Origin of the sequence: uncultured Salinicola sp., from assembly GCF_937921195.1 — a bacterium.
Lineage (GTDB): Bacteria > Pseudomonadota > Gammaproteobacteria > Pseudomonadales > Halomonadaceae > Salinicola.
The window spans coordinates 1-15,829 of sequence record NZ_CALFQK010000181.1 but is presented as its reverse complement, the minus strand read 5'-3'; the positions used below and the strand labels follow the sequence as shown (position 1 = coordinate 15,829).

At 65.5% G+C, this 15,829-nt stretch carries 15 protein-coding genes; 13 read left to right on the top strand and 2 right to left on the bottom strand.

Going from position 1 to position 15,829, the window contains the following annotated elements; translation table 11 throughout:
- From Q0602_RS21880 to Q0602_RS21845, 8 genes are all read left to right on the top strand, one after another.
- Positions 1 to 789 (top strand): mandelate racemase/muconate lactonizing enzyme family protein (locus tag Q0602_RS21880; RefSeq protein WP_298847997.1); only part of this gene is annotated, 789 nt, incomplete at its 5' end.
- Between the two features lie 25 nt (positions 790 to 814).
- Entirely contained in the window at positions 815 to 2,143 is a 1,329-nt protein-coding gene (locus Q0602_RS21875) for an enolase C-terminal domain-like protein (RefSeq protein ID WP_298847995.1), read from the top strand.
- Between the two features lie 306 nt (positions 2,144 to 2,449).
- Entirely contained in the window at positions 2,450 to 3,451 is a 1,002-nt protein-coding gene (locus Q0602_RS21870) for a TRAP transporter substrate-binding protein (RefSeq protein WP_298847993.1), read from the top strand.
- Between the two features lie 71 nt (positions 3,452 to 3,522).
- Complete coding sequence (locus tag Q0602_RS21865) at positions 3,523 to 4,044, top strand: TRAP transporter small permease (RefSeq protein ID WP_295035958.1); 522 nt, start codon at positions 3,523 to 3,525, stop codon at positions 4,042 to 4,044.
- Positions 4,045 to 4,048: 4 nt separating this feature from the next.
- Positions 4,049 to 5,329, top strand: a complete 1,281-nt coding sequence (locus Q0602_RS21860; RefSeq protein ID WP_298847990.1) for a TRAP transporter large permease — start codon at positions 4,049 to 4,051, stop codon at positions 5,327 to 5,329.
- A 76-nt stretch (positions 5,330 to 5,405) separates the two neighbouring features.
- Positions 5,406 to 6,215 (top strand): NAD(P)-dependent oxidoreductase, encoded by an 810-nt coding sequence (locus Q0602_RS21855; protein ID WP_298847988.1) that lies wholly within the window; start codon positions 5,406 to 5,408, stop codon positions 6,213 to 6,215.
- 114 nt (positions 6,216 to 6,329) lie between these two features.
- A complete protein-coding gene (locus Q0602_RS21850; protein WP_298847986.1) occupies positions 6,330 to 7,073 on the top strand; it encodes a FadR/GntR family transcriptional regulator in 744 nt (247 codons plus the stop codon).
- Between the two features lie 131 nt (positions 7,074 to 7,204).
- Positions 7,205 to 8,782 (top strand): aldehyde dehydrogenase (NADP(+)), encoded by a 1,578-nt coding sequence (locus tag Q0602_RS21845; RefSeq protein ID WP_298847984.1) that lies wholly within the window; start codon positions 7,205 to 7,207, stop codon positions 8,780 to 8,782.
- Positions 8,783 to 8,873: 91 nt separating this feature from the next.
- On the opposite strand, the gene Q0602_RS21840 is transcribed toward Q0602_RS21845, so the two are convergent.
- Positions 8,874 to 9,821, bottom strand: a complete 948-nt coding sequence (locus Q0602_RS21840) for an AEC family transporter (protein ID WP_298847983.1) — start codon at positions 9,819 to 9,821, stop codon at positions 8,874 to 8,876.
- Between the two features lie 240 nt (positions 9,822 to 10,061).
- On the opposite strand from Q0602_RS21840, the gene Q0602_RS21835 reads away from it, so the two are divergent.
- Genes Q0602_RS21835 through Q0602_RS21825 form a run of 3 tightly spaced genes read left to right on the top strand, consistent with a single transcriptional unit; the run spans position 10,062 to position 12,819 of the window.
- Positions 10,062 to 10,868 carry an alpha/beta hydrolase gene (locus Q0602_RS21835; protein ID WP_149436319.1) on the top strand — a complete coding sequence of 269 codons (807 nt, stop codon included), beginning with the start codon at positions 10,062 to 10,064 and terminating at the stop codon, positions 10,866 to 10,868.
- Positions 10,865 to 11,746 (top strand): alpha/beta fold hydrolase, encoded by an 882-nt coding sequence (locus Q0602_RS21830; protein ID WP_298847978.1) that lies wholly within the window; start codon positions 10,865 to 10,867, stop codon positions 11,744 to 11,746. The genes Q0602_RS21835 and Q0602_RS21830 overlap by 4 nt, the downstream gene beginning before the upstream one ends.
- Positions 11,743 to 12,819 (top strand): patatin-like phospholipase family protein, encoded by a 1,077-nt coding sequence (locus Q0602_RS21825; RefSeq protein ID WP_298847976.1) that lies wholly within the window; start codon positions 11,743 to 11,745, stop codon positions 12,817 to 12,819. Before Q0602_RS21830 ends, Q0602_RS21825 begins: the two co-directional genes overlap by 4 nt.
- Before the next feature lie 238 nt (positions 12,820 to 13,057).
- Here Q0602_RS21825 and Q0602_RS21820 read toward each other — a convergent pair whose 3' ends face one another.
- A complete protein-coding gene (locus Q0602_RS21820; RefSeq protein WP_149436321.1) occupies positions 13,058 to 13,630 on the bottom strand; it encodes a Smr/MutS family protein in 573 nt (190 codons plus the stop codon).
- 187 nt (positions 13,631 to 13,817) lie between these two features.
- Here Q0602_RS21820 and prmB point away from each other — a divergent pair, with 187 nt between their 5' ends.
- Together prmB and aroC are read left to right on the top strand one after the other, a co-directional pair.
- On the top strand, positions 13,818 to 14,774 hold the full coding sequence (gene prmB, locus Q0602_RS21815) for a 50S ribosomal protein L3 N(5)-glutamine methyltransferase (RefSeq protein WP_239023857.1): 957 nt from the start codon (positions 13,818 to 13,820) through the stop codon (positions 14,772 to 14,774).
- Positions 14,775 to 14,809: 35 nt separating this feature from the next.
- Positions 14,810 to 15,829: chorismate synthase (aroC, locus tag Q0602_RS21810; protein WP_298847973.1), on the top strand; the 1,020-nt coding region annotated here is incomplete at its 3' end.

The following is a 15,829-nucleotide window of genomic DNA, read 5'->3' as shown; positions in this document are numbered from 1 at the left end:
GTCGGGCTGTGGGACCTCAAGGCAAGGCGCGCCGGGCTGCCGCTGGCCAAGCTGCTGGGCGCCCACCGCGACTCCGTGCAGTGCTACAACACCTCGGGCGGCTTCCTGCATACGCCGATCGAAGCGGTCAAGGAGAACGCCACGCGCTCGCTCGAGAACGGCATCAAGGGCGTCAAGATCAAGGTCGGCCAGCCCGACTCGCGCATCGATCTGCAGCGGGTGGAAGCGGTGCGCAAGCACCTGGGCGACGACGTGCCGTTGATGATCGATGCCAACCAGCAGTGGGATCGTGCCACGGCACTGCGCTTCGGCCGTGCCATGGAGCCCTACAATCTGGTGTGGATCGAGGAGCCGCTGGACGCCTACGACGTGGAAGGGCATGCCGCGCTGGCCGCCGCGCTGGATACGCCGATCGCCACCGGCGAGATGCTGGCGAGCGTGGGCGAGCACATGGAGCTGATCAAGCATCGCAGCGCCGACATCATTCAGCCGGACGCGCCACGCATCGGCGGGATCACCCAGTTCCTCAAGCTGGCGACGCTGGCGGATGCCGCCGGCCTGCAGCTGGCGCCGCACTTCGCGATGGAGATCCATCTTCACCTGGCGGCCGCCTATCCGGCCGAGCCGTGGGTGGAGCACTTCGACTGGCTCGAGCCGCTGTTCAACGAAAGCCTGGAGACCCGCGACGGCCGCATGGTGGTGCCGGACCGTCCGGGGCTCGGCATCACGCTGACCGAGCAGGCCCGCAAGTGGACCGTGGACAGCGCCGAGTTCGGCCACCGCGGTTAATCTTTCTGACAGTCGGGAGTGCGATATGAGTTTCCCCAAAGTGACCAGGATGACGGTGATGCCGGTGGCCGGCTACGACAGCTTCCTGCTCAACCTGAGCGGCGGGCATGCGCCATGGTTCATCCGCTGCCTGTTGATCCTCGAGGACGACGCCGGCAATCAGGGCGTCGGCGAGATCCCCTCCAGCGAGGGCATCCTCAAGGGGCTGGAACAGTGCCGCTCGCTGGTCGAAGGATCGCGGGTCAACGAGGTCAAGCAGACGCTCAATCGCTCGCGACGGCTGCTGGCCAGTAATGGCCGCGAGGAGCGGGGTCGCCAGACCTTCGACCTGCGCGTTGCCGTCCATGTGCTGACCGCCATCGAATCGGCGCTGTTCGATCTGTACGGCCAGGCCCTCGGTCAGCCGGTCGCCGACCTGCTGGGCCGGTTCGGGCGTCAGCGCGACGAAGTCGAAGCGCTGGGCTACCTGTTCCTGCTTGGCGATCCGGACAAGACCGATCTGCCGTATCCCCGGGCCGACAATCCGGTCGATGCCTGGGACGAGGTGCGTCGCAAGGAGGCGCTGACGCCGGACGCGGTGGCCAATCTGGCCAAGGCGGCTTATGAGCGCTACGGCTTCAGGGACTTCAAGCTCAAGGGCGGTGTGTTGCGCGGCGAGGAGGAAGCCGACTGCATTCGCGCGCTGCACGACGTCTTTCCCGAGGCGCGCTTGACGCTGGATCCCAACGGCGCCTGGAAGCTCGACGAGGCGGTCAGGATTCTCGAGCCGATCAAGGAGATCCTGAGCTACGCGGAAGACCCCTGTGGTCAGGAGGAGAGCTGGTCGGGTCGGGAGACCATGGCCGAATTCAAGAAACGCACCGGGCTACCCACCGCAACCAACATGATCGCCACCGATTTCAAGCAGCTCCAGTACGCGGTGGCGCTCAATGCGGTCGATATTCCGCTGGCGGACTGCCACTTCTGGACCATGCAGGGCGCGGTCATGGTCGGCGAGCTGTGCGACGAGTGGGGCATGACCTGGGGCTCCCACTCCAACAATCATTTCGATGTCTCCTTGGCGATGATGACCCACGTGGCGGCAGCCTGCCCCGGCAATATCACGGCCATCGATACCCACTGGATCTGGCAGGATGGGCAGCGCCTGACCGAGCGACCCTTCGAGATCCGGGATGGCAAGTTGAGCGTGCCGAAGACGGCGGGGCTCGGGGTCAAGCTCGACATGGCCCAGGTGGAAAAGGCTCATGCGCTATACAAGTCGCTCGATGTGCGCAGCCGTAATGACGCCATGGCGATGCAGTATCTGATCGATGGCTGGTCGTTCGATCCCAAGCGCCCGGCGCTGGTGCGTTGATGCATGGGTTTGGTGACGCTTGATCCGGAAAGATCGGAAAGAAGGCATCCCGGAGGTGTCATCTTTCCCTTTCTTTCGAGATCGAAAGCCCTGTCTCCGTGGGGAGCGGTCTACTTTTCTCGATTAAGGAAAAGAAATCATGGAGTTGTCGCCGCCAATGATAATTTAGAGACAAAATTTTGTTGTATGGCAGAGGATTATCAGACATTCGTCTGCGAGGCCAAAGTCTAATATTGTAATAAGTATGATGTATGGCAGCCTGTAAAACGATAACAAACAGGCGATCCATCGCTACAGGAGCAGATCATGCCGCAATCTCTTTTCTCGAAAATGACCGTGCCGCTGACGGCACTCCTGGCCGCCGGTGCGCTGATGGGCGTTGCCACGGGTGCCTCGGCGGAAGATTGGAGAGGTTGGAACGTCCATCCCGATGGTTATCCCAACTCGCTGGCGTTGAAATCCTTTGCCGACGAGGTCTCCGACAAGACGGAAGGCCGGGTCAATCCTCGCGTCTACAACAACGCGGTGCTGGGCGATCAGCCGGATGCGATCGATCAGGCGCGCAGTGGGGCGCTGGACTTCGGCAATTTCAACATGGGCCCGATGGGCCCGATCGTGCCGGAAACCGACGTGCTGTCGCTGCCGTTTTTGTTCAACAGCGTCGACCAGATGTACCGGGTCATGGATGGCGACATCGGCCAGCGCTTCGCCGACGCTCTGGCCGAAAAGGACCTGATCGCGCTGTCGTGGTTCGGTTCCGGTGCCCGAAGCTTCTACGACACCGACCACCCGATCGAGGAGCCGGACGACGTCAAGGGTCTGAAGCTCCGGGTCATGAACAACGACCTGTATGTGCAGATGGTCGATGCACTGGGCGGCAACGCCACGCCGATGTCCTACGGCGAGGTATTCCAGTCCCTCAAGACCGGGGTCATCGACGGTGCCGAGAACAACTTTCCGTCGTTCGAATCCAGTAACCACTACGAAGTCGCCAAATACTTCTCCGAAACCGATCATCTGATCATCCCAGAGTGCCTGTGCGTCGCCAAGACGAGCTGGAACGCACTGTCCGACGAGGACAAGTCGATCGTGCGCACCGCCGCGCAGAATGCCGCCAAGGAGCAGCGGAAGCTGTGGGCGGAGCAAGTGGAAAAGAGCCGCGAGATCGTCGAGAAAGCGGGCGTGAAGGTCAACCAGGTCAAGGACAAGAGTGCGTTTCAGGCCCGGATGGAGCCTATCTACCAGGCGTTCGTCGAGGAGCATCCCGACCTGGAATCGCTGATCGACGATATCCGCAACACCCAGTGAAAACCGCAAGTTGACGGGGGCCGGGTCGCCGGCGCTCGTCACTCGTTCCCGACATCGACAGGACAACCAACGTGGACAAGGTTCCGGATTCGTCTACCGCCCCTGGCTCGACATCGGACAGGGTGCTGGATGGCCTGGCACGTCTGTGTCTGATCGTCGCCGGCATTCTGCTGGTGTTTCTCATCTTCTCGTTCGGCTGGCTGGTGTTCGGGCGCTACGTGCTTAACGACACGCCGACCTGGATCGAGCAGTCGTCGCTCTTGATCGTGGTCTACATCACCTGTCTCGGTGCCGCGGCCGGGGTGCGCTTCAATTCCCACTTGAGCATCGATTTCCTGCGGGAGGGGGCGCCTCGCGTACCCCGCGCGATCATGCATGCCATCGCCGATGGTTTCGTGATCCTGTTCGGCGCCTTCATGGCGTGGCAGGGCGGGCTGATGGTGTTGAGCAACGCGGGGCGGCCGATCCCGATGATCGGGTTGTCGGAGAGCTGGCGCGCCGCGCCGCTGGTCGTGTGCGGTGTGCTGCTGGTGATCTTCACCGGCGCCAATCTCATCAAACGATGGTTTTCGAATCCGCGGGCGGGGAGCTGAACTCATGGGACTGGCAATACTCTTCGGTGTTTTCCTGCTCGGCCTGATCGTGGGCGCCCCGATCGCCTTCGCGGTGGGACTCGCCTCGATCGTGACCTTTCTCTACGAAGGGCTGCCGTTGTTCGTGGGCTTCCAGCGTATCGTGTCGGGCATCTCCGTCTTTTCGCTGCTGGCGATTCCGTTCTTCATCTTCGCCGGTGAACTGATGCTCCATGGCGGGATCTCGAGCCGACTGGTGCGGTTCGCATCGGCGGCCGTCGGGCGCATGCGCGGCGGGCTCGGCATGGTCAATGTCACGTCGTCGATGCTGTTCGGCGGAATCTCCGGATCGGCGGTCGCCGATACGTCCGCGCTGGGTTCGATCCTGATCCCGGTGATGAAGGAGAAAGGTTACGACACCGACTACGCGGTCAACGTGACCGTCACTTCCTCCATCGCCGGTGTCGTGATCCCGCCGAGCCACAACATGATTCTCTACGCGGTGGCCGCCGGTGGGGGCGTCTCGGTGACGCAGCTTTTCGTCGCCGGCATCGTACCGGGGGTCCTGATGTGCCTCGCCCTGGCGGTCGCGGCCTATGTGGTGGCGGTCAAGCGGGGCTACGGTGGCGAAGCGTTTCCGGGATGGGCGGCCCTGGTGGTCAGCTTCTTCGCCTCGCTGCCCGGTCTGCTGACGGCGGTGATCATCGTCGGTGGCGTGCTCTCCGGCATCCTCACCGTAACCGAGTCGGGGGCGTTCGGCGCCATCTACGCGATCGTGATCACCGGCCTGGTCTACCGCGAGCTGCGCTGGTCGGCGTTCAAGACGGCGGTCTACCAGGCCGTCAAGACCACGGCGCTGGTCATGATCCTGGTCGGCTGTGCCTCGGCATTCTCCTACCTGCTGGCGCTCTACAACGTGCCGGAGCTGCTCGCCGAGGGGCTGACGTCCATCTCCGACAATCCGTTGGTCGTCCTGTTGATGCTCAACCTGCTGTTGCTGGCACTGGGCATGATCATGGACATGGCGCCGTTGATTTTGATCTGCACGCCGATCTTCCTGCCGGTGGCACAGCAGTTCGGCATGGATCCGATCCAGTTCGGCATTCTGATGATGATGAACCTGGGCATCGGGCTCTGCACGCCGCCGGTCGGCGGCTGTCTGTTCGTCGGCAGCGCCATCGGCGGTATCAAGATCGAGCAGACGGTCAAGACCATCTGGCCGTTCTACCTGGCGCTGTTCGCGGTGCTGATGCTGGTGACCTACGTGCCCGCCATTTCGCTGACCCTGCCGAACTGGCTACAGTGACCCGACCTCCAGTGCCAGGCCCGATCCGGTTCGCGCCTGGCCATCCTGCGACTGATCTGACTCGAGGAGTCCACCGATGTTGAACCGACTGTTGGTCACCGGCGCCGCCGGCGGCGTGGGCCAGGCGATCCGCCCCTATCTTTCCCGGCTGGCCCGAGAGGTACGCCTGTCCGACATCGCCGATCTGGGCGATGCGGCCGATCACGAGGAGCTCGTTGCCTGCGAACTGTCGGATGCCCAGGCCGTCGCCCGGCTCGTCGACGGTTGCGATGGCATCGTCCATCTGGGAGGCATCTCGGTGGAGAAGCCCTGGGAAGGCATCCTCCAGGCCAATATCATCGGGGTCTACAACCTCTATGAAGCGGCTCGCCGGCAGGGCGGGCCGCGAATCGTGTTCGCCAGTTCGAATCACACCATCGGGTACTACGAACGCTCGACGCGCATCGACACCCGGGTTCCCCATCGGCCGGATTCGCTCTACGGCGTTTCCAAGTGCTTCGGCGAGGACCTGGCGAGCCTCTATTTCGACAAGTTCGCGATCGAGACCCTGAGTGTTCGTATCGGCTCCTGCTTTCCCCGGCCCAAGGACACCCGGATGCTGGCCACCTGGCTGGGAACCGAGGACTTCGTGGCGCTACTCGAGCGCGCTTTCCAGGCGCCACGCCTGGGTCACACGGTGGTCTACGGCGTCTCGGACAACGAGGAACGGTGGTGGGACAACCGCCACGCGCAGTTTCTCGGCTGGGTGCCGCGGGAGAGTTCGTCGCCGTGGCGTGCGGAAGTGGAGGCCGAGGCACGGCAACATCCTCAGGACCCGCACGATCCGGCGGTGGTCCACCAGGGCGGAAAATTCGTCGTCCTGGCGCATCCCGACGACGAAACTTGAGCCCGTGGCCGCCAGGCCGAATGGTATGCTGATGGTCTCGAACGTCAGACAGCGCTGGCGAGGCCCGGGTGAGTTCGGGCGTCGGACAAGAAAATCGACAAGGTAGGCAGCACGATGGAGCAGACCAAGGCTTGGGAGATAAAGCGTATCTCGTCTCAGGAGAGTCTTTCGCGCCAGATTGCCCGGCAACTGGAGGCGCTGATCACTCAGGAGCGGATCGCGGTGGGGGACAAGTTGCCGACCGAGAGTCAGCTGTGCGACATGTTCGGCGTCAGCCGGACGGCGGTACGCGAGGCGATTGCCCACCTCAAGTCGATGGGGCTCGTCGAGACGCGTCGCGGTATCGGTACGCGCGTGCTGCGCTCCGCGCCGGATCACCATTTTCCCGCACGTCGCATCAGTGCCACCACGGTGGAGGACATCCTGCACGTGCTGGAGATGCGCATCACGCTGGACTCCCAGGCCGCCGCACTGGCGGCCGAGCGGCACACGCCGGCCGACGTGGCGGCGATGGAATCTGCCCATGAACGGTTCCTGGCCGCCTGCAAGACCGACAGTCAGGCGCGCCACGAAGACTATGTGTTCCACCGGGCGGTGGTCGAGGCCACCCACAACCCGTTTTTCGTGTCGCTGTACGACCAACTGCACGAGGGTGCCATCCCGCGTACGAAACTCTTGTCCGTGGAACTCGACCCCGAAGCCGTATCTTACTATCTTGAAAGAGTTGCCCGTGAGCACGCCGAGGTCCTGCAGGCCATCGTCTCGGGCGAGGCGGAAGCCGCGCGCAACGCCATGTATCGTCATCTTCAGCGGGCGTACGACAACTACGCCGCGTACCAGGATCATTCCCAAGCGTGACGCCCACCGGGCCGGACCGACGTTCGGGCCGGCCAACCGCAGTCCTTTCGCGTCTACCGCCCTCGCCAGGAGGGTGGAGGCGTCGTGTTGGCGCCGGCGTCCGGACATTCAAGCGCTATCCAGGAGGCAACGTGAATCTGACTGGCGAATTATTGATCGGGCAGCAGGCCGTCAAAGGCGGTCGCGATCCGATCGTGGCGATCAATCCCGCAACCGGGGAACGGCTGCCGACCGAGTTCCACGGGGGAACGGCGGAGGACGTTTCGCGGGCCTGCGAGCTGGCCTGGTCGGCCTTCGACAGCTACCGTGAATCCTCGCTCGAGGCTCGCGCCGGCTTTCTCGAGACGATCGCCGACCAGATCGAAGCGCTCGGCGACGCCCTGATCGAGCGTGCGGTGGCCGAGACCGGCCTGCCGCAGGGGCGAATCCAGGGCGAGCGGGGGCGCACCTGCGGCCAGCTCCGGCTGTTCGCCAAGACCGTGCGGGCCGGCGAATGGCTGGACGTGCGGGTCGACCCGGCCTTGCCGGATCGTCAGCCGATGCCGCGGGTCGACCTGCGTCAGCGCCACATCGCCCTGGGCCCGGTGGCGGTCTTCGGTGCCAGCAACTTTCCGCTGGCGTTTTCCGTGGCCGGCGGGGATACCGCTTCGGCGCTGGCCGCGGGCTGTCCCGTGGTGGTCAAGGCGCATCCGGCGCATCCCGGCACCTGCGAACTGGTCGGACGCGCGGTGCAAGCGGCCGTCAAGCAGTGCGGGCTGCCGGAGGGAGTCTTCTCGATGCTGCACGACGCCAGCTTCGAGGTCGGCCAGGCCCTGGTCGCCGATCCGCGGATCAAGGCCGGCGGCTTCACGGGGTCGCGCAAGGGCGGGCTGGCGCTGCTGGATATCGCCCAGCGCCGTCCGGAGCCGATTCCCTTCTATGCCGAGATGAGCAGCATCAACCCGGTTTTCCTGATGCCGGCGGCGCTCAAGGCGCGTGGCAAGGCGCTGGGCGAAGCGTTCGTGGGGTCCCTCAACATGGGGGCCGGGCAGTTCTGCACCAATCCGGGGCTGGTGATCGCGATCGAGGGGCCGGATCTCGATGCGTTCGTCGACGCCGCCGCGCAAGCGGTCGAGGCCAGCGCCGCCCAGACGATGCTGACGCCGGGCATCCACGATGCCTACGACCACGGTGTCAGTGCGCTGGCCGCGAATGCCAAGGTGAGAGAGGTCGCGCGGGGGCAGCAGGGCGACGGCCCCAACCAGTGCCGGAGCGGACTGTTCGTGGCCGCTGGCGAGGACGTGATCGCCGACGAATCGCTCCAGGCGGAGATCTTCGGGGCCTCGTCGCTGATCGTCGCGTGCCGTGACGCCGCCGAGGTCAAGCGCGTGGCCGAGGCGCTGGAAGGCCAACTGACGGCGACCCTGCAGATGGACGATGGCGATCTCGAAGCCGCCAGGACGCTGTTGCCGATCCTGGAGCGCAAGGCCGGGCGCATCATGGCCAACGGCTGGCCGACCGGCGTCGAGGTGTGCCACGCCATGGTCCACGGCGGCCCATTCCCGGCCACCTCCGATGCGCGCTCCACCTCCGTCGGCACGGCGGCGATCTTCCGCTTCCTGCGGCCGGTCTGCTACCAGGATCTGCCGGATGCGCTGTTGCCGGAAGCCGTTCGCGAGGGCAATCCGCTGAAGCTGCGCCGACTGCTGGATGGCGAGCGCGAAGGCTGAACCGTCGGCCAGGACGCCGATCCCTGCCACGACCGTGAAACGGGCCGCTCGAGAGAGCGGCCCGTTTCTTTCGGTGAACGGCGGTTGGCGGCTATATCAGCGCCAGCCACTTCAGCAGGAAGAGCCCCAGGCTCAAGGTGAACATGGAGGCGAAAGTGGTGATGACGATGATGTTGGCCGCCAGCTTGTCGTTGGCCTTGAATGCCTTGGCCATGACGAAACTGGCCGCCGCCCCGGGGCAGCCCAGGTAGAGGAACAGAATCCCCAGGGCGGGGCCCTGGATGCCCATGGCGAGAGCCCCGAGAATGCCGAGCAGCGGAACCCAGACCAGCTTCCACAGGCTGGCATCGAGAGCGATGCTGCTGCTGCGCTTGAACGCGCTGATCGAAAGCGTGCCGCCGATGCAGATCAACCCCAGCGGCAGCGACATGCCGGCGAGATAGCCGCCCGAGGTCATGGCCCAGCCGGGCAGCTCGATGCCCGACAGTGCCACCGGGATGGCGAAGACCACGCTCAGGATGAGGGGGTTCTTGGCCAGGTTCCTGGCCAGACTGCGGAAGTCGGTAGCCACCTGGTCGCTGTAGAGCGAGAGGATGAAGACCGAGAAGACGTTGTAGATGACGATGACGGCACCGGCCAGCACGCCACCGACGGAGAGGCCGTAGTCGCCGTATTGGCCGGCTGCCAGCGCCAGTCCGACGATACCGTTGTTGGCCCGGAACGCGCCCTGGGTGAAGATGCCGCGCTCTATCCGCGGGTGTCGCCAGATCGCCCAGGCCCAGGCGAGAAAGAAGCTGACCACGGTGTAGCCGATGAAGTAGCCGATCAGGTCCGGTTGCAGTGCACGGCTCAGGTCGGCCTTGACGATGCTGAGGAACAGCAGTGCCGGCATGGTGACCTTGAACACCAGCATCGAGGCCGTGGTGATGAAGTGGGCGTCGATCCAGCCGATGCGCTTGAGACCGAGGCCCAGGAAGACCATCAGGAAGACGGGAAGCGTGATCTCCAGCGTATGGGTAAAGGCGGCCAGCAGCCCCATCGGTCACTCTCCGCCGCGTACCAGCCAGAAGCCGACGATCAGCGCTGCGATCAGCAGGGCCCAGAATAATCGGTTACGCAGGCGAGTATCGCGATGGGATCCTTTGCGAGACACAGTACAATCCTTTTTGGCAAACGCTTCGAACGCGCGTTCGACGAGCGTGTCGACGATAGCGTCGGCAAGGTGAAGCGGTAAAAATGTATAGCCGATAGTCTAAGGGAACAGTCTAAGGGAATTCGGATGTCGATGCTGCCTTATCCACTGGTCTTCGCCCACGCCAACGGCTTCACCGGCGCCAGTTACCGGACGTTGCTGTCGCCGTTGGCGGGCCGTTTCGAACTGCACCCGCTGGATCGTCTGGCCCACGACCCCCGCTATCCGGTCGGACGCAACTGGCTGGCGCTTCGCGAAGAGTATCTCTTTGCGACCGCGCCGCTGGCAGCGCCGGTCGTGGCCGTGGGCCACTCCATGGGCGGGGTGTTGTCGATCATGGCGGCGGCCAAGGAGCCGCAACGCTTCCGGGCCGTGGTGGCACTGGACCCCCCGTTGCTGCTCGGGCGTGATGCCTGGATGTTGAAGGCCGCCAAGCTGACAGGGTTCGTCGATCGGGTGACACCGGCTGGCAAGACGCTGAAACGTCGCGAGACCTGGCCCAGCCGCGACGCCATGGCCGCGGCGTTGCGTCGCCGCTCGCTGTTTCAGCGCTTCACCGAGACCGCCATGAGCGACTACGTCACCGGGGCGACCACGATCGACGATGACAGTGGTGCCACCAGGCTGCGCTATGCGCCCCGAACCGAAGCGGCGGTGTTTCGCCACCTGCCGGATCACCTGGCGTCGGTGCTGCGCAAGCTCGAGGTGCCGCTGACGGTGATCGCCGGCGAGGCGTCGGACCTGTTGACGCCCGGTCGCCGGCGCTCGCTCGAGCGGCTGGGCATTCGACTTCGCTGCGTACCCGGGGGACACATGTTCCCGTTCGAACAACCGGAAGCCACCCGCGAGGCCATTGTCGGGGCCATCGACGAGATGCTGGGAGAGACCGCGTGAGACCAACGGAGACGGTACTGGGAGAAGGGCGGCTGGCGGCATTGAGCTGGGGCGACGAGGCCGCGCCGGCCTGGGTGGCCCTGCACGGCTGGCTCGACAATGCCGCATCCTTCGCTCGGCTGGCGCCAGCGCTGGTCGCCGAGCTGGGCATTCGCCTGGTAGCGCTGGACTTGCCGGGGCATGGTCATTCGCCGCATCGCGGCGAACGCGCCGACTATCCGCTGTGGGGCTACGTCCCCGACGTACTCGAGGCGCTGGACGGGTTGAACCTGCGCGCCGCGACGCTGATCGGTCACTCGATGGGCGCGGGCGTCGCCAGCCTGATCGCCGCGGCGATGCCGGCGCGAGTGGAGCGGCTGGCGCTGATCGACGGGCTCGCCTCGACCACCAACGAACCGGCCGAGACGGTGGTACAGCTGCAGGCGGCCCTGGGGGCACGGGGGCGGCGACGCGGCAGTGCCGGCGACTACCCGAGCGTGGACGACGCCGTCGCGGCGCGGGTTCGTGGCGGGGTCACCCCGATCGATGCGGATACCGCGCGGCCCATCGTCGAGCGGAACCTGGCTAGAGGGGAGGATGGGCGCTATCGCTGGCGTACCGACCGGCGCCTGACCTGGCCGTCGCTGCTGCGCTGGACGCCGGACCAGATGCTGGAGACGGTGGCCGCGATCCGGGCGCCGGTATTGCTGTTGCAGGCCACGGGCGGCGTGTTGGCGGGGCGGCCGCATCTCGGCGATGCCTGCCGTCGGATCGACAGGCTCGAGCGACGGATCGTCTCCGGCGGCCATCATCTGCATCTGGAGCGCATCAGAGTGGCGCAGGTGGCTGCCGAAATCGTACGCTGGCATCAATCGACCGTCGGGGAGTGCGTGTCATGAAACCTCGAGTCTCGTTGGTGTTGGGGAGTGGCGGTGCGCGGGGCTACGCGCATATCGGCGTGATCGAGGAGCTCGAGGCGCGAGGCTACGAGATCGCTTCGATCTCCGGCTGCTCCATGGGTGCCCTGATCGGCGGAATCTATGCTGCCGGCAAGCTCGATGCGTATCGCGACTGGGTCTGTCAGCTCGACTATTTCGACGTGCTGCGGCTGGTCGACATCACCTGGAGCGCCATGGGCGCGATGCGCGCCGGCAAGGTGATGACCAAGCTGGAATCGCTGGTCGGTGACATCCGCATCGAGGATCTGCCGATGCCGTTCACCGCCGTGGCGACGGACCTGGGTCGGCAGCGCGAAGTGTGGTTTCAGAGCGGGCCGCTGCTGCGGGCGATCCGCGCCTCGATCGCGGTCCCGGGGATCATTACTCCGGTGCAGGAAAACGGCCACGTGCTGGTCGACGGCGGGCTGCTGAACCCGCTCCCGATCATCCCCACGGTGTCGGTGGAGTCGGATCTGGTGCTGGCGGTCAACGCCACCGCCCAGACGCCGCGGCCGGTAACGCTGGAGGAGTTGCTGCCGCCCGATCAGGCGGCCCAGGAGCACGCCCGCGAGATCGAGCGGGAGGCCGAGGGCAAGAGCTTCAGCGGCTGGCTGAAGAACGTGCGCACGCGGGTGCAGGGCATGGTGTCGTCGTTCAGCGAAGAGGAGGAGGCGTCCGAGAACGTCAGTTGGTCGAGCCAGACCGAGCGCGCCTGGAGCAAGCTGGACATGATGCTGGCCTCGTTCGATATCACCCAGGCCGCGCTGGCCAAGTACAAGATCGCCGGCTATCCGCCCGACATCCTGATCGACGTTCCCAAGAGCGTCTGCGGTGCCTACGAGTTCCATCGGGCGGAGGCGCTGATCGAACTGGGGCGCTATCTCACCGCCCAGGCCCTGGACCGCCATGAGCGCCAGCGCGACCGCACGACGGTGGCGGGCGAGCCGGTCGACGGCCGCCGCCATCCCTCCAGTAGCAGCGACCCCCAGGGGCGGCTGCCACTACCGTTGTCGTCGCCCAAGCGGCACGGTTGAAGGAGACGCGCCACGGCCGCCTTGTGCTCCGGCCCGCTCGGTGAACCAGTCTCTTCGGGGCGCACCACGTGATCTTCCAGTGTCGTGTCTCGCAAGTAACGCGAAGAAATATCGGATGCATGGCGTTGCCAGGCAAGGCGCGAGGAGGCGTCATGGTGGGGTCTATGGCAACGACGAGCAACGCCGCATGGCGGCGCCAGGGACCGATATTATGGGATGGTATTTGTGAGACACCACACTAGCTTTTCGAGTCGGCGCGAGTGCGCAGCAGGACGTAGAGCGCGCCGGTGCCGCCGTCGATGTCGCTCGCCGAACAGAATGCCAGCACGCGTGACCAGTTCTTGAGCCAGGCGTTGACGTGGCTCTTGAGCACCGGGTAGTCCGCGCCGCTGCCGCGATAGCCGCGCGCCTTGCCATGAACTACCAGCACGCAGCGAGTGCGGTTGGCGATGGCATCGTCGATGAACGATTCGAGCTCCAGGCGGGCCTCGTCGAGCGTGTAGCCATGCAGGTCGAGTCCGCCCTCCCAGCCGATCTGGCCACGCTTGAGCTGCGCGAAGGTTCTCGCCGGGAGGTCCGGGATCGAGAACGCCAGGCGCTGATGCGGCGTGACTGCCTCGACGCCGCCGTCGGACAGCCGCGACTGCACGACCGGCGGGGCCTGTTCGGCGGCTTCGCGGCGGGTGTCGGCGTTGATGTCGTTGCGACGTGGCTTGCCGACGGCGGCCCGGTTGACGCTGAGCCGCCTGACGCCGGCGGCTTTCAGTGCCTCGCGGAACGCGTTGTGATCGTCGTCGTCGCCTGGAGTCATGACCGTGGAACCTCTGCTTGCCGCCATCGTGCCGGCTGGAATCGTCGCGCGGCGCAAAGGGTAAACGATTCCGCGCTTCGTGGCTTGTCTGTGGGGACCGGTTGGTGATGAATCAGCCCGGCTGTGAACCCGGCACCCTTGCGGGTACAATCGTCGTCCGTTTTTCAGTCAGATGCGAGCCCCGTCCATGCCCCCTCTGCAGTCGACCTTGACGCTAGCCGACGATGTCATCGTTGCCGATCTGTTCAGCGTGCGTGACTGCCTGCGTTGGGCAACCAGCGAATTCCACGCCCACCGTCTCCATTTCGGGCACGGCACCGACAGCGCCTGGGACGAAGCGGTGGCGCTGGTGCTGGGGGCGCTGCACCTGCCCTGGGACGTCGATCCAGCGGTGCTCGACTCGCGCCTGCTGGGCGTCGAACGCGGACGTATCGTCGCGCTGGTGCGAAGTCGGATCGAGACGCGCCGGCCGCTGCCGTATCTGCTCGGCGAGGCGTTCTTCGCCGGCTTCCCGTTCGAGGTCGACGAGCGGGTGCTGATTCCGCGCTCGCCGACCGCGGAGCTGATCGAACAGGGCTTTTCGGCCTGGTTCGAGGAGATGCCGCCGGCGCGCGTGCTCGATCTCTGCACCGGCTCCGGCTGCATGGGCATCGCCACCGCGCTCCACCTGCCGACCTGCGAGGTGGACCTGGTCGATATCAGCCCGGAGGCGCTGGAGGTGGCAAAAGCCAATATCGTGCGTCACGACGTCGGCCGGCGCGTGCGCGCCGTGGCCTCCGACCTGTTCGAGGGCGTCGCCGGGCAGCGCTACGACCTGATCGTCAGCAATCCGCCCTACGTCGACAGTCGCGATCTGGCGGCGATGCCGGCGGAGTATCGCCACGAACCCGACCTGGCGCTGGGCGCCGGGCGAGACGGCCTGGACATCGTGCGGCGTATTCTGCGCGAGGCGCGGACCTATCTGAACGATGGCGGTATGCTGATCGTCGAGGTCGGCAACTCCCAGCGCCATCTCGAGGCGGCGTTTCCCGAAGTGCCGTTTCTGTGGCTCGAGTTCGAGCGCGGCGGCGAGGGGGTGTTCGCGCTCGGTGCCGAGGATCTCGATGCCTACGCGGACCACTTCGCCGCGTCCCGCCCGGCCTGAACCTGAATCTTTCGCCCATTTCCTGAGGATCGCGCATGTCCGGCAACACCTTCGGCAAACTGTTCACCGTCACCACTTTCGGTGAGAGTCACGGCCCTGCACTGGGTGCCATCGTCGACGGCTGCCCGCCGGGACTCGAGATCAGCGAGGCGGATCTGCAGGTCGATCTCGATCGTCGCCGGCCCGGCTCCTCGCGTCACACCACCCAGCGCCGGGAGCCGGATCAGGTCAGGATCCTGTCCGGCGTGTTCGAGGGCAGGACCACGGGCACGCCGATCGGACTGCTGATCGAGAACACCGATCAGCGCTCCAAGGATTATTCCAAGATCGCCGAGCAGTTTCGCCCGGCCCACGCCGACTACACCTACCACCACAAGTACGGGATTCGTGACTACCGGGGGGGTGGCCGCTCCAGCGCCCGGGAGACGGCGATGCGCGTGGCCGCCGGCGCCATCGCCAAGGCCTGGCTCTCGCAGCAGGGGATCCGCGTGCGCGGCTACATGAGCCAGCTCGGCCCCATCGAGATCGACTTCAAGAGCTGGGATGGCGTGGACGACAATCCGTTCTTCTGCCCGGATCCGGCCAAGCTGCCGGAACTCGAGGCGTACATGGATCAGCTGCGCCGCGACCAGGATTCGGTGGGCGCCAGGATCACGGTCATCGCCGAGGGCGTGCCGGTGGGGCTGGGCGAACCGGTGTTCGACCGGCTGGATGCCGACCTGGCCCACGCCTTGATGGGCATCAACGCGGTGAAGGGGGTCGAGATCGGCGACGGCTTCGGTGTCGTGGCTCAACGTGGCAGCGAGCATCGCGATGAAATGACGCCGCAGGGGTTTCTCTCCAATCATGCCGGCGGCGTGCTCGGCGGCATCTCCAGCGGCCAGCCGGTCGTCGCGCATCTGGCGCTGAAGCCGACCTCCAGCATCACCCGGCCCGGGCGTTCGATCGACGTGCACGGCGAGCCGGTGGAGGTGGTCACCAAGGGGCGGCACGATCCCTGTGTCGGCATCCGTGCCACGCCGATCGCCGAGGCGATGATGGCGCTGACGCTGATC

What these genes read in the sequence shown, in the direction of transcription:
- Q0602_RS21875 (WP_298847995.1), top strand. Translation starts at nt 815, where the DNA reads ATGAGTTTCCCCAAAGTGACCAGGATGACGGTGATGCCGGTGGCCGGC.
- Q0602_RS21870 (WP_298847993.1), top strand. Translation starts at nt 2,450, where the DNA reads ATGCCGCAATCTCTTTTCTCGAAAATGACCGTGCCGCTGACGGCACTC.
- Q0602_RS21860 (WP_298847990.1), top strand. Translation starts at nt 4,049, where the DNA reads ATGGGACTGGCAATACTCTTCGGTGTTTTCCTGCTCGGCCTGATCGTG.
- Q0602_RS21855 (WP_298847988.1), top strand. Translation starts at nt 5,406, where the DNA reads ATGTTGAACCGACTGTTGGTCACCGGCGCCGCCGGCGGCGTGGGCCAG.
- Q0602_RS21850 (WP_298847986.1), top strand. Translation starts at nt 6,330, where the DNA reads ATGGAGCAGACCAAGGCTTGGGAGATAAAGCGTATCTCGTCTCAGGAG.
- Q0602_RS21840 (WP_298847983.1), bottom strand. Translation starts at nt 9,821, where the DNA reads ATGGGGCTGCTGGCCGCCTTTACCCATACGCTGGAGATCACGCTTCCC.
- Q0602_RS21835 (WP_149436319.1), top strand. Translation starts at nt 10,062, where the DNA reads ATGTCGATGCTGCCTTATCCACTGGTCTTCGCCCACGCCAACGGCTTC.
- Q0602_RS21825 (WP_298847976.1), top strand. Translation starts at nt 11,743, where the DNA reads ATGAAACCTCGAGTCTCGTTGGTGTTGGGGAGTGGCGGTGCGCGGGGC.
- Q0602_RS21820 (WP_149436321.1), bottom strand. Translation starts at nt 13,630, where the DNA reads ATGACTCCAGGCGACGACGACGATCACAACGCGTTCCGCGAGGCACTG.
- prmB (WP_239023857.1), top strand. Translation starts at nt 13,818, where the DNA reads ATGCCCCCTCTGCAGTCGACCTTGACGCTAGCCGACGATGTCATCGTT.